Source organism: Oceanobacillus sp. M65, from assembly GCF_052246275.1.
In the GTDB taxonomy this organism is placed as follows: Bacteria; Bacillota; Bacilli; order Bacillales; family Amphibacillaceae; genus Oceanobacillus_B; species Oceanobacillus_B jordanicus.
In genome coordinates, this window is the sequence record NZ_JBQQCJ010000001.1 from 1095325 (window position 1) to 1107998 (window position 12674).

Consider the following 12674-nt stretch of genomic DNA (forward strand, 5'->3'; position numbering starts at 1 on the left):
AAAAAAGAAAACGCTTTATAATTACAAATGTAACTAACCATTACATTTGTAATTTTTATTTTAAGAGATAAAGGGAAGCAAAGTTTTAACTAGAGTAAGCTGATGCGGTTGAATTTTGAAGTCTAAAGGAAAACGTGCCCATTCGCTCAAATAGTGAAGACTCGTTTTTCTACAGGAGTAATTAGATACAAGACTAGTGATGAAGGAGAGAGAAAATGGAGATGACCAAACCTTATGTAGACGTAAACGTTGTTCAAGTAGGGCAGGATGCCGAATTAATGCTTGAGGAAAACATGATTATTCTTTTTAACAGCAGTGTCCCTAATGATTTAAAAGAAATTGCTGTTGTGCATGATGGTGGAAGCTTGTCGATAGCATTACAAGCAGGGGATGAAATGTTAATCGATGAGGAAGTCTTCAAGATATTGTTTGTGGGAGATAAGGCAAATGAAACATTGACTGAATTAGGTCATGCAACTTTTCACTTTAACGGTGAGTCCCATTCAGATATGCCAGGAACGGTTTGTTTAGAAAATAAAAGGATCCCTCCGATTAACGAAAATACCGTCATTTCATTTAGAAGATAAAGTGAAACTTCAATCAGTGAGGGTTTTCGTTCATCCCCACTGATTGTTAGTTGAACAAATCGGGGTGTTAACATCCGTTTACTCCCAGTTAAACATCATTGTATCAATTCTAAGTGGGAGTCTTACGGAGGGTTGCACCGGGATAAATAGATAGAATACAACTGTGAGGAGTGGAGAAATATGCTTGGTTTGAATAGAAAATTGCAAAGACTAGAAAATGAAGGATCCTATATAAAAGTAGGACTTATTGGTGCAGGCCAAATGGGAAGAGGAATGATTTCTCAGATAGAAGGTATGAAAGGGATGCGTGTTGTTATCACAGCTGACCTACAGGTAGATAACATTAAGAGTGCGTATACACATGCAGGAATTGATGCAGCAAATATCATCACGACAGATGATAAAGAAGAAGCTGCTTCAGCACTAAAACATAACCAAGTGGTGGCAACAACCGACATGAAGCTAGTAACATCACTCGATGAAGTAGATGTTGTCGTAGATGCGACTGGTGTACCAAATATAGGAGCAGAGATTGCTTGGGATTCCATTTTGAACCGAAAGCATATTGTTATGCTTAATGTAGAAGCCGATGTAACCGTTGGACCATTACTGAAGAAAATGGCAGACGCTTCAGGCGTTGTGTACACAGGTTCTGCGGGTGATGAACCTGGCGCTATTATGGAGCTTTATGATTTTGCGGATGCAATGGGCTTTGAAATCGTTGCTTTAGGAAAAGGGAAAAACAATCCGCTTAATTTGGAGGCAAACCCAGCTACAGCCGAAGAAGAGGCTTTATCAAAAGGTTCTAGTCCGAAAATGTTAGCATCCTTCCAAGATGGTACTAAAACAATGGTAGAGATGAATGCGGTTGCGAATGCTACAGGCTTCCTTCCAGATAAACCTGGTATGCATGGATTCAGTGGTTCGGTCTCTGAGCTACCTGGACTATTTCTAGAAGAAAAAAAAGGCGGTAAAGTAAAAAGTAAAAAAGTGGTTGATTTTGTAAACGGGATTGCACCAGGTGTGTTTGCAATTATTGCTTCAGATAAAGACGAAGTAAATGCGGAAATGAAATATCTTAAAATGGGAGACGGACCGAATTACGTGCTCTACCGTCCATACCACCTAACAAGCCTAGAAACACCTCTTTCCATTGCAAAAGCTTATTTTGATCATGAGCCTACCATTGCACCATATTATGGAATGCAGGGTGAAACAGTAACAGTGGCGAAAAAGGATTTAGAAGAAGGAGAATACCTGGATAATATAGGCGGTTTTACCGTTTACGGGAAGCTGTTAAAGGCCTCTGAAGCAAAAGAAATGAATGCTCTGCCATTAGGATTAATCGACCAAAACGTGCAACTGAAAAGATCGATCAAGAAAGGCGAGACCATCACATATGATGATATTATACAAACAAAAGAAACAACCATTTGGAAGCTTCGTGCCATCCAAGATAAAGACTTTTCTTAGAAATGATAGGCCTCTCCACAATTAAATACTGTGTAGAGGCTTTTCTTTTAGAGGTGGAGAAAACGCTTTAATTATTCTTGACGTTTTTAGTGTTTAAAGGTATTCTTATTACAAATGTCACTATAATGAACAAATGTAAAAAGGAGCGATAAAAATGACAAAGCTATCATTGCCAGAGAATATTACGAACGAAAAGCTTACGGATCTCTATAAAGAAATGTGGCTCATTCGTTTTTTTGATGAAAAGGTAGATGAATTTTTCGCAAAAGGTCTTATTCATGGTACAACCCACTTGGCTGTGGGACAGGAGGCAAGTGCTTCTGGTCCATGCGCTGTTTTACGGGATGAAGATAAAATTACGAGTACACATAGGGGGCATGGACACTGTATTGCCAAAGGTGCTGACGTTAATAAAATGATGGCAGAGCTTTTTGGTAGAACAACAGGTTACTGTAAAGGAAAAGGCGGTTCCATGCATATTGCCGATGTAGAGAAAGGGAATCTTGGTGCAAATGGCATTGTTGGGGGAGGTATTCCCTTAGCAGTAGGGTCTGCACTCACATCTTCTATGAAAAAGCTAAACTATGTAACGGTTTGTTATTTTGGGGATGGAGCAACGAATGAAGGAAGCTTTCACGAAGCACTTAATCTAGCAGCGGTTTGGAATTTGCCAGTCGTCTTTATTTGTGAGAATAACCAGTACGGAATGTCTGGACCTGTAAAGGATATGGTCAAAATTCCGGATATCGCAACGCGCGCTGACTCCTATGGCTTTCCTGGTGTAGTGGTTGATGGTACCGATATGGTTGATCTGATGAACGTGAGCCATCAAGCGGTAGAACGAGCACGTAACGGGCAAGGCCCAACGTTAATTGAAGCAAAAACATACAGGTGGAAGGGTCACTCGAAAAGTGATGCGAAGAAATATCGGACACGTGAAGAAGAAAAAGAATGGAGAGCAAAGGATTCCATTAAACGATTCAAGGACGTACTTATTGAGGCAGAAGTAATTACAGAAGAAAAAGCGGAGGAGCTTAAGCAAGAAGCGAAGAAAGAGATTGAGGATGCTGTTGAATTCGCAAAAGAAGGTCCAATGCCTAGTAAAGAAGATTTATTAACAGATGTTTACGCTTAAGGAGGGGAAACAATGAGGGAGATAACTTACTTAGAGGCAGTAAGAGAAGCAATGAGTCAGGAAATGCGTAAGAATGAGGATGTTTTTATTTTAGGAGAAGATATTGGCGTTTATGGAGGAGCCTTCGGTGTAACGCGAGGAATGATCGAGGAATTCGGACCAGAACGGATACGTAACACCCCGATTAGTGAGTCGGCAATTGCCGGAACAGCAGTAGGAGCGGCATTAACGGGAATGCGCCCAATCATGGAGCTGCAATTCTCTGATTTCATTACAATCGCTATGGACCAAATTGTGAACCAAGCAGCGAAACTGCGTTATATGTATGGTGGGAAAGGAAAGGTACCAATGGTGCTCCGTACGCCAAGTGGGTCAGGAACGGGAGCGGCAGCCCAACATTCACAAAGCTTAGAAGCTTGGGTAACACATATTCCTGGATTAAAGGTTGTCCAGCCATCCACTGCATATGATGTGAAAGGGCTTTTAAAAGCCGCGATGGATGATGACAACCCGGTCATTTTTTATGAACATAAATTACTTTATAAAACAAAGGACGATGTTCCCGAAGAGCAATATTCTATCCCGCTTGGCCAGGCGGATGTAAAGCGTGAAGGAAAAGATGCCACCATTGTTGCTACTGCCATCATGGTGCATAGAGCATTAGAAGCAGCAGAAGAGTTAGAAAAAGAAGGGATCAACGTAGAAGTTATCGATCCACGCACTCTCGTGCCATTAGATACAGAAACCATTATAAAATCTGTTTCTAAAACGGGTCGCCTTGTAGTTGTTCATGAAGCTGTAAAGCGCGGTGGTTATGGTGGAGAGATTGCGAGCATGATCGCGGAGAGCGAAGCGTTTGATTATTTGGATGCACCAATCAAGCGCTTAGGTGGTGCACCATCCCCTGTTCCATACAACCCGGAACTAGAAAAAATGCATGTGCCACAAAAAGAGGACATTGTGCAGGCAGTAAAAGAAACATTAAATAGAGCATAAGGGGGGAGACGGATGGCGAAGGAAATTTTTATGCCGAAGCTAAGCAGTACCATGGAGGTTGGTACCTTGCTTCAATGGTTTAAAAAAGAGGGCGAAGAAGTAGAAGTAGGCGAACCTCTTTTTGAGATTATGACAGACAAGATAAATATTGAAGTGGAATCCTATGAAGAAGGTATTCTACTTAAAAAATATAATGAAGTAGATGATGAGGTACCTGTAAATGCCATTGTCGGCTATATAGGAGAAGCAAATGAAAGTGTACCAGATTCACCGCCAATTCCTGGTTCGGACGATAACGAAACAGCTGAGCAAGCGGGGCAGGAAACAGTCTCTGTAAGCGAGCAAAATGAAAAAGTAGGGCGCGAAGCTGGTGAAAAAGTAAGAGCCACACCTGCAGCAAGACGAGTTTCCCGCGAACAAGGTGTTTCCCTTGAAAATGTAAATGGCAGTGGGCCAAAAGGACGAATCCATGCGGCAGATGTAGAAGCATCTTTTGAAAAAGGTACATCAAATCGTCATACACCACTTGCTGGTAAGATTGCAGAAAATGAAGGCGTATCACTGGAAAATGTTCAAGGAACTGGTGCTAACGGAAAGATTACGAAATCAGATGTGCTAACTGCATCCAGTGGGCAAACAGAAACTTCCAACCAAGAACCATTAGAACGTGTTAAGCTAAAAGGTCTTCGTAAAGCAGTTGCAGACAAAATGCTGGAAAGTGCGCGCTCGATCCCGCATGTTACGCTGACAGCAGAGGTTGATATGTCGGCAACCGTGGAGGTCCGGAAATCTCTGCTACCAATCATTGAAAAGCAAACAGGCTACCGTCTATCCTATACAGAAATCATTATGAAGGCAACAGCCCATGTACTTGGTAATCATAAAAAACTAAATGCTGCGCTAATAGATAACGAGATTGTCTTTAATAAGTCAGTTAATCTAGGGCTGGCCGTAGCAGTCGAAAACGGATTAATTGTCCCTTCTGTTCCAGACGTACAAGACAAAGGACTTGCAGAACTAACGGTGGCAAGCAAAGAGCTTGGTGCAAAAGCTAGAGAAAATAAATTAAAACCAGCAGAAATGGCAGGCAGCACATTTACGATAAGTAATCTGGGCATGTATGCAATCGAAGGGTTTACACCAATTATCAACCCACCCGAAACTGCAATTTTAGGTGTGGGAAGAATGGCAGATAAGCCAGTTGTCGTCGATAAATCAATTGAAATAAGACCAATTATGGTCCTAAGTTTGTCCTTTGATCATAGGGTCATTGATGGAGCCCCAGCTGCTGCTTTTCTAACAGAGTTGAAAGAAAGATTAGAAAACCCATTTGGGTTGTTAGTCTAGGGGGTTAAACAATGGAGAAATTTGATCTAGCTATCGTCGGGGCAGGCCCGGGAGGCTATGTTGCAGCAATACGGGCAGCAAAGGAAGGGAAAAAGGTTGCACTAATTGAAGGCCGGGATCTTGGTGGAACATGTTTAAATCGTGGTTGTATTCCCTCCAAGACAATGTTGAAGCATGCTGAAGTCCTGAACCAAATTAAAGAAGCAGATAAGTTTGGCATACAGGTTTCCTCTTTTTCCTATTCACTAGAGAAAATGGTGTCACGGAAAAACAAGGTTATTAAGCAATTAAAGAGCGGGATAGAGGGGTTATTAAAACAAAATAAGATAACGCTCTATCAGGGATATGGGACAGTACAAAAGGATAAAACCATTACGGTTTCGTCAGACGAGCAACAATCGAGACTTGTTGCAGAGCATATTATTCTAGCAAATGGCTCAAAACCTTTTGTACCAGATTTACCGGGACTCACAGATATTGCGTATGATACAAGTGATACGATATTTGATATCCAAGCAGTACCTAAGCATCTCGTCATCGTAGGTGGTGGTGTCATTGGGCTGGAGATCGCCTGTATCTTTAATAGTATGGACACAAAAGTAGAAATCGTGGAAATGGCAGACCGCATTTTACCTAGTGAAGACAAGGACGCGAGTGCCTTTTTAGCGAAGCAACTAAAAAAAGCTGGGGTCAAGATTCATACGGAAACACAAATCACGTCGTTTACGAAAGAGAACGGCGAGACGAAAGTGGAAATGCAGCATAAAGGCAAGGTACAAAGCATCACAACAGACCATGTGCTAATGAGTGTTGGCAGAGCGCCAAATGTGGCGGGGCTTGAATTATTAGACCTTCAGATGGCTGGAAAGTTTGTTAAGACTGATTCCAGCATGCAGACATCTGTGCAGGGGATTTATGCGATTGGAGATCTCGCTGGTGGCTACCAGCTAGCACATGTAGCAAGTGAGGAAGGGATTAAAGCTGTAAACCATATTGTCGGAAACCCGGTTGTTGATGCAGCGGTGCCTCGTTGTGTCTACACCTTCCCGGAAATTGCCAGTGTTGGTCTATCAGAAGAAAAGGCAATCGAACTGGGCCATGACATCGATACGAAAAAAGTAGACTTAGCGGGGAACGGAAAAGCAATCGCTGCTGGCGAGAACACAGGATTTATGAAGCTAATAGCAGAGAAAAAGTATGGTGAAGTAATAGGCGTTGTGATGGTGGGTGCCCATGTGACGGAAATGATAAGTCAAGCAACCTCCTTCATGCACTTAGAAGGAACGGTAGAAGAGATGGACTCGATGATCTTCCCACACCCTACCATATCAGAGGCATTATCCGAGGCAGCAGCTTCTTGGCTTGGAAAAGGGATTCATTATAAGTAGTTTTCTTAAGACGTTAGCAGTGTAGGAATGCTAGCGTCTTTTTATACTAATTGAAAATTAATTAAAATATCGGACAATTTAACTAATAAAATCTGAAATGAAAGCGCATTCAAAAAACAGCGTGGGTTGAAATATAATAAATAGCGAAGGAGGTAAGAACATGTATCTGGATAAAAGAAGCTTCGAATTGCTTGAGGAGTTAATCCTAAACCCAAAGATTACGAGTAAAGAAATGGAGATTAGAAAGCAATTATCCAGAAGACAGATTAAGTATAGCTTTGAAAAGATTAATAACTGGCTTCAAGACAATAACTATCCCAAGATTAAACGACTTAATAGTGGCAACTTTATCGTGGATGCAACGTTAAATGAAATTATTACACAGAAAAATGAATTGGACACAAGTAGTTACATCCCCTCGGAAAATGAAAGAGTATTACTTCTCTTATTTATTATGATGTCTCAGAAGAACTTATCTTTATTCCATTTTACACATGCACTTAAGGTTAGTAATGTTACGGTCTTAAACGATATGAAAGAAGCACAAAGAAAAGTAAAACAATACCAGCTTGAAATCCATTATAGTCGTTGTGGTGGATATGTGCTAGAAGGAAATGAATGGCATATAAGAAACTTACTACACGATAGTGTACAAGAAATAAGACTTATATATAGCGGACTTTCTCTCATACAGGATTTCACCCTGATACCTATTAACGAAATAAATAATATCTCGATGCAATTAGAGAAGATTGAAGAAGTATTAAAAATAAAATTTACGGATGAAAAGTTTCAACTATTACCTTATTATTTAGGAATTATATTTAAGCGAATTGAGCAGGGATTTTTAATAGAAGTAGATTACCAAATTAAGTTTAAGGAACTATCGGGAACTAAAGAGTTTGAAGCAACAGAACTGCTGGTGGAAAACGACACTGGGCTTCCTGAAGTGGAAAGATTGTACATCACACTACAGCTTTTATCAGCGAACATATTTTCAAGCGAGACGTTGGCGCAACTAGAGATACCACAGTTGAAGAATGCCTTATTTGAGACCTTAAACAATGTAGAAAGACTTGCCTTTATTAAGTTAAAAAGTAAGGAAATGCTTGTGAAAAGGCTCATGTTACATTTAAAGCCTGCCTATTACAGAATGAAATATAACCTTACAAGTTATGCTAGCCCAGCACCATACATTGATGATTCCTACCTTGAACTAGACTCTATCGTCGAGCGCTCCTTAAAGCCGTTAGAAGAGTTTATAAAGAGCAAGATTCCTCAAAGGGAGAGACATTATATTACGATCTTTATTGGAGGACATCTGCTAGAAGCCAAGCAAATTCTCACAACAAGGAAAAAGGCCATCGTGCTATGTCAAAACGGTGTAACGGTATCTAAACTACTGAGAAATACACTAACCAAGCTATTTCCTGAGTTTGATTTTTTTCCAACCATGTCTTTAAGGCAATTCAACGAAATAGACCATTCAAGTGCTGAAATCATTTTTTCTCCTATCCCAGTAACAACAAACAAATACTTATTTATCGTTAATCCATTGTTGCAAGAAAGGGCAATGTGGAATTTAAGACAACGCGTTATGAAGAAAGTATTTGGTTATGACCAGGACTTAATCGATGTAGATAAATTAATAGATGTTATCCAAAGCTCCACAAACATTGTAGATAAAAACCGGTTAAAGCAAGATTTGCAGAGCTATTTTCAACAGACTGATCATAATAACAGGGACATTGTACAACTTCATACAGAAAGTCATCCTAACCTAAATGAATTACTAACACCAGAAATGATAGCCATTACGAATGAAGTTGAAAGCTGGAAAGAAGCGATACAATTAGCTTCTATTCCCCTGTTAAAAAACAATGTGATCACGGAAAACTATGTGAACAAAATGATTGAGGCACATAATTATCATCACCCATACATGGTTCTTGGAGAGCATATGGCGATCCCACATGCAGAGCCAGAGGAGGGTGTAAACCGTCTAGGGATGAGTCTTTTGGTTATTAAAAAAGGCATCCACTTCTCTGAAAGATTAAAAATACACCTTGTCGTAGTTATTGCACCTACTGACACTGAAGAACATGTAAAAGCTATCTATCAACTGACAAATTTGTCTATGGATCAAGAATTACTAAAGAAAGTAATGTATACGAGTGATAAAAAGACCATTACCCAATTATTAGAGAAGCTAAGTCAGACTCATAGATTAGAGGTGAAAGAGGTAAGTGGATATGAAAATTAACCCAGAGCTTATTTTCCCAAATATTGAATGCCATACAAAAGAAGAAGCGTTGAAGTTTGTAGCGAATCAGTTAGTTAAAAGTGGCTATGTTACGGAGAAGTTTGTTGAAAGCATTCTTGAGAGAGAAGAGGTTTTTCCTACAGGCTTGCCAACATTACCTTTCGGTGTCGCTATTCCACACACTGATGCGGATAAAGTTATGGAGCCTATAATAGCCTTCGCTTCATTAAAAAACCCCGTTAAATTTAAAGCGATGGGCAACTCTGGGTCGGACGTAGAGGTCAAGTTAATTTTTATGCTTGCCTTAGACAACCCAGAGGCACAGTTACAAACCTTACAACAACTAACAAGTATTTTTCAAAACGAAGAGATGGTGAAGAAACTGGCAGAGGTTAACAGTTCAGAGGAATTTACAAGTGTAATGCACGTTCATTATTAAACGATTAGGTTTAGCAATAAGCTTCAAAATATAAAATGTACAAGGGAGGAAATACAATGGGAGTTTTGCAATGGTTTGTCGATCTTGGAGCAAGTGTTATGTTACCAATTATTATTTTCGTCTTTGCATTAGTCTTAGGATCTAAGCCTGGAAAAGCATTTCGAGCAGGTCTTACGGTAGGAATTGGTTTTATAGGACTAAATCTAGTCATTGGGTTATTGACAGATAGTTTAGGGCCAGCAGCTCAATCCATGGTTGATAATTTTGGTTTCGCTCTAAATACGATCGATGTAGGTTGGCCTGCCGCGGCAGCTATTTCGTATGGTACAGCTCTCGGAAGCTTAGCCATTCCAATCGGGATCGCGACCAATGTCATTTTATTAACCTTTGGGTTAACCAAAACGTTAAATGTAGATGTATGGGATTATTGGCACTGTGCTTTTACTGGCTCTCTTGTTTATGCATTAACAGGAGACTTTGCACTCGGATTATTTACGATCACTGTTCATCTACTACTCATTTTTTTCCTTGGAGATATTTTGGCAAAGCATATTGAGAAGTTTTATGGATTTAAGAATATTACGTTTCCACATGGTGCATCAGCACCATCCTTTCTGGTAGCACTTCCTTTTAATTGGGTGTTTGATAGAATACCAGGATTTAATAAATTAAAAGCAAATCCAGAAGCAATTCAAAAAAGAATGGGCATATTTGGAGACGCTACTGTAATGGGTGTGATGATTGGTATTGTTATTGGTATTTTAGCAGGATACAACGTTTCAGAGATTCTGCAATTATCTGTTCAAACTGGTGCCGTCATGATGCTAATGCCGAGAATGGTGGCTTTATTGATGGAAGGTCTTTCACCAGTGTCGGAAGCAGCAGGTAACTTTGTTAAGAAACGTTTTCCAGGGAGAGATCTCTATATCGGGATGGATAGTGCGCTATCTGTAGGCCACCCGGCAGTATTATCTGCCTCACTAATCATTGTCCCAGTTACTCTATTTCTTGCGGTGATTTTACCTGGTAATACGGTATTGCCTTTCGGTGATTTAGCTACCATTCCATTCTTGATTTGTTTAATGGTACCAGTATTTCAAGGCAATATTCTACGTACCGTAATTGCTGGTTCCTTTTATATCGCGGTAGGACTGTATATTGCTACATGGGTGTCGCCACTTTTCACCGATTCCGCGATTGCAGCTAATTTCGATATGGGTAGTAACACAAGTATTTCTGCTTTGGTAGATGGGGCTGTCTGGACAACATTCTTGTTCGTTTGGCTACCAAAAGTATTTAGCTGGTTTGGAATAGGAGCATTGGGTCTCTTACTACTGGCTGGACTCATTTATATTAATAAAATCAAGCCAAAAAGGGAGATCCAAAAAGCAGCAAAACAGGAGGTGAGCTAAATGTACGACAGTATCAAAGAGGAAGTTTGTCATGCGAATAAAAGATTAAAAGAGAATAACTTAGTACGCTGGACTAGTGGAAATGTAAGTTACCGTTTACCAGAGACAGATCTAGTAATTATTAAGCCCAGTGGCGTTCATTTTGATGAATTAACTTTTGAAAGTATGGTAGCTGTGACGTTAGATGGTGAGGTTGTGGAAGGGGATTTAAAACCATCTGTGGATACGGAAAGTCATTTATATGTTTACAGACATCTCTCACATGTAAACAGTATTATTCATACACACTCCCCTTTTGCTACAAGCTTTGCCATAAGAGGAGAAGCTATCCCGGCATATACAACGACTGCAGCAAATGTGTTTGGAGAGAGTGTTCCATGTTCCGACTATGCAGCCATTGGGGAGCATGAAATTGGAAAGGAAATCATAAAGCATATTGGGAGTGGACCAGCCATTTTATTAAGAAATCATGGCGTTTTCACTGTAGGTTCATCAATCGAGAAAGCTCTGAAGGCTGCCGTTATTTTAGAGGAAGTAGCAGAATATGCATATTACGCTACTTTACAAGAGCCAAATATAAAACCACTACCAGAAGAGGTAGTAGCAGCTTGTTATGAATTCTACACAACTTCATATGGACAAAAATTAAAATAGGTGGAGGAGATTAAGGATGAAAAAGTTATTAATTATGTGTGGTACCGGAATTGCAACTTCTACAGTGGTCACAGGGAAAGTTAAAGAATGGCTTAAAGAACAAGGGCTAGAAAATGAAGTTTCTTTATACCAATCTAAATTAACCGATGAGTTGAATCGTATTGATGACTATGATGTAGTGGTTTCTACCACGCTTGTTCCTGATAATATTAAGGATAAAGTGATTGATGGGGTGCCATTACTGACTGGTATAGGTACTGAAGAAATGTACGAAGAAGTTCTCAGTGGATTAAATAAGGAATAAACATTAGAACTCCCGTATTTTTTACGGGAGTTCTTTTTAGGTTGGAGGGAATAATGGGAATATATGAATTTGGGTAAGGGTTATTCTTAAAAATCTGTCCTGTCTGATCCTGTTCACTTTTTGAGTCTGGTGGCTGATCGTATGGTGGTTCTTAGTTTAATCCTCACAAAAGTTGGGAATTTGAAACCAATGAAGGAAGTTTTCCGTATGATACGTTAGAAATATTAATTTCATGGAAGGAGGAATATAGATGACGAATCGTATGATTGAAAGAATATTAGGTTCTGTTGGTGTTGTTATGGATTTTCTGTTCGCTATACTAGGCGCTATTCTCATAGTGGTAGTCAATCTAGGTATTGGCTGGTTCGGAGATTCCATTAATAGTGTGGAATGGGGTTTTGTCTCTAACATACTTTATATCGTAAATAATTTATTTTGGCTTCCAGTGCTAAGCTGTGTTGTTAGTTTTATTTTAGGACTTATTGCTGTAATGAAGGTGAAGCGTAACGCCAAGCTTGCCGGCGGATTATTTATCGCTTCCGCAGCCATTAGTAGTTGGCTCTTATTCACCGGAGTGGCGTTTCAGTCAATCTTATATTTGATTGCTGGAATTATGTGCTTTATCCGTAAAAATGAAGATGAGGCTGGCGTAAGAGTATAAAGAAGAATCCGCACC

The 12674-nt window shown here is 39.8% G+C and carries 12 protein-coding genes; all 12 read left to right on the forward strand.

The features are described 5' to 3' along the window. The first annotated feature begins 215 nt into the window (after positions 1-215). Positions 216-587, forward strand: coding sequence for a PTS glucitol/sorbitol transporter subunit IIA (locus tag ACTWPF_RS05175; RefSeq protein ID WP_443148554.1), 372 nt, complete (start codon positions 216-218; stop codon positions 585-587). Between the two features lie 180 nt (positions 588-767). Further along, on the forward strand, positions 768-2060 hold the full coding sequence (locus ACTWPF_RS05180; RefSeq protein WP_443148555.1) for an NAD(P)H-dependent oxidoreductase: 1293 nt from the start codon (positions 768-770) through the stop codon (positions 2058-2060). Between the two features lie 154 nt (positions 2061-2214). Further along, positions 2215-3195: a thiamine pyrophosphate-dependent dehydrogenase E1 component subunit alpha gene (locus tag ACTWPF_RS05185; protein WP_443148556.1), complete on the forward strand. Its 981-nt coding sequence runs from the start codon at positions 2215-2217 to the stop codon at positions 3193-3195. 12 nt (positions 3196-3207) lie between these two features. Beyond that, positions 3208-4191, forward strand: a complete 984-nt coding sequence (locus ACTWPF_RS05190) for an alpha-ketoacid dehydrogenase subunit beta (RefSeq protein ID WP_036575668.1) — start codon at positions 3208-3210, stop codon at positions 4189-4191. 12 nt (positions 4192-4203) lie between these two features. After that, the gene (locus ACTWPF_RS05195; protein ID WP_443148557.1) at positions 4204-5538 is read left to right on the forward strand and encodes a dihydrolipoamide acetyltransferase family protein; all 1335 of its coding nucleotides are present in this window, start codon (positions 4204-4206) and stop codon (positions 5536-5538) included. Between the two features lie 11 nt (positions 5539-5549). Beyond that, positions 5550-6926 carry a dihydrolipoyl dehydrogenase gene (gene lpdA, locus ACTWPF_RS05200; RefSeq protein ID WP_443148558.1) on the forward strand — a complete coding sequence of 459 codons (1377 nt, stop codon included), beginning with the start codon at positions 5550-5552 and terminating at the stop codon, positions 6924-6926. Positions 6927-7086: 160 nt separating this feature from the next. Beyond that, a complete protein-coding gene (locus ACTWPF_RS05205; RefSeq protein WP_443148559.1) occupies positions 7087-9189 on the forward strand; it encodes a BglG family transcription antiterminator in 2103 nt (700 codons plus the stop codon). Further along, complete coding sequence (locus tag ACTWPF_RS05210) at positions 9179-9628, forward strand: PTS sugar transporter subunit IIA (RefSeq protein WP_106897593.1); 450 nt, start codon at positions 9179-9181, stop codon at positions 9626-9628. Before ACTWPF_RS05205 ends, ACTWPF_RS05210 begins: the two co-directional genes overlap by 11 nt. A gap of 56 nt (positions 9629-9684) precedes the next feature. Next, on the forward strand, positions 9685-11040 hold the full coding sequence (locus ACTWPF_RS05215) for a PTS galactitol transporter subunit IIC (protein ID WP_106897592.1): 1356 nt from the start codon (positions 9685-9687) through the stop codon (positions 11038-11040). Continuing rightward, on the forward strand, positions 11041-11694 hold the full coding sequence (locus tag ACTWPF_RS05220; RefSeq protein WP_443148560.1) for an L-ribulose-5-phosphate 4-epimerase: 654 nt from the start codon (positions 11041-11043) through the stop codon (positions 11692-11694). A gap of 16 nt (positions 11695-11710) precedes the next feature. Beyond that, a complete protein-coding gene (locus ACTWPF_RS05225; protein WP_106897590.1) occupies positions 11711-11998 on the forward strand; it encodes a PTS sugar transporter subunit IIB in 288 nt (95 codons plus the stop codon). Positions 11999-12248: 250 nt separating this feature from the next. Beyond that, a complete protein-coding gene (locus ACTWPF_RS05230; RefSeq protein WP_106897589.1) occupies positions 12249-12659 on the forward strand; it encodes a DUF4064 domain-containing protein in 411 nt (136 codons plus the stop codon). Positions 12660-12674: the final 15 nt, after the last annotated feature.

Excerpts from the sequence above, each read along its gene's own strand:
- ACTWPF_RS05225 (WP_106897590.1), top strand. The coding sequence starts at position 11,711 with ATGAAAAAGTTATTAATTATGTGTGGTACCGGAATTGCAACTTCTACA.
- ACTWPF_RS05210 (WP_106897593.1), top strand. The coding sequence starts at position 9,179 with ATGAAAATTAACCCAGAGCTTATTTTCCCAAATATTGAATGCCATACA.
- lpdA (WP_443148558.1), top strand. The coding sequence starts at position 5,550 with ATGGAGAAATTTGATCTAGCTATCGTCGGGGCAGGCCCGGGAGGCTAT.
- ACTWPF_RS05180 (WP_443148555.1), top strand. The coding sequence starts at position 768 with ATGCTTGGTTTGAATAGAAAATTGCAAAGACTAGAAAATGAAGGATCC.
- ACTWPF_RS05220 (WP_443148560.1), top strand. The coding sequence starts at position 11,041 with ATGTACGACAGTATCAAAGAGGAAGTTTGTCATGCGAATAAAAGATTA.
- ACTWPF_RS05175 (WP_443148554.1), top strand. The coding sequence starts at position 216 with ATGGAGATGACCAAACCTTATGTAGACGTAAACGTTGTTCAAGTAGGG.
- ACTWPF_RS05190 (WP_036575668.1), top strand. The coding sequence starts at position 3,208 with ATGAGGGAGATAACTTACTTAGAGGCAGTAAGAGAAGCAATGAGTCAG.
- ACTWPF_RS05195 (WP_443148557.1), top strand. The coding sequence starts at position 4,204 with ATGGCGAAGGAAATTTTTATGCCGAAGCTAAGCAGTACCATGGAGGTT.
- ACTWPF_RS05205 (WP_443148559.1), top strand. The coding sequence starts at position 7,087 with ATGTATCTGGATAAAAGAAGCTTCGAATTGCTTGAGGAGTTAATCCTA.
- ACTWPF_RS05185 (WP_443148556.1), top strand. The coding sequence starts at position 2,215 with ATGACAAAGCTATCATTGCCAGAGAATATTACGAACGAAAAGCTTACG.
- ACTWPF_RS05215 (WP_106897592.1), top strand. The coding sequence starts at position 9,685 with ATGGGAGTTTTGCAATGGTTTGTCGATCTTGGAGCAAGTGTTATGTTA.
- ACTWPF_RS05230 (WP_106897589.1), top strand. The coding sequence starts at position 12,249 with ATGACGAATCGTATGATTGAAAGAATATTAGGTTCTGTTGGTGTTGTT.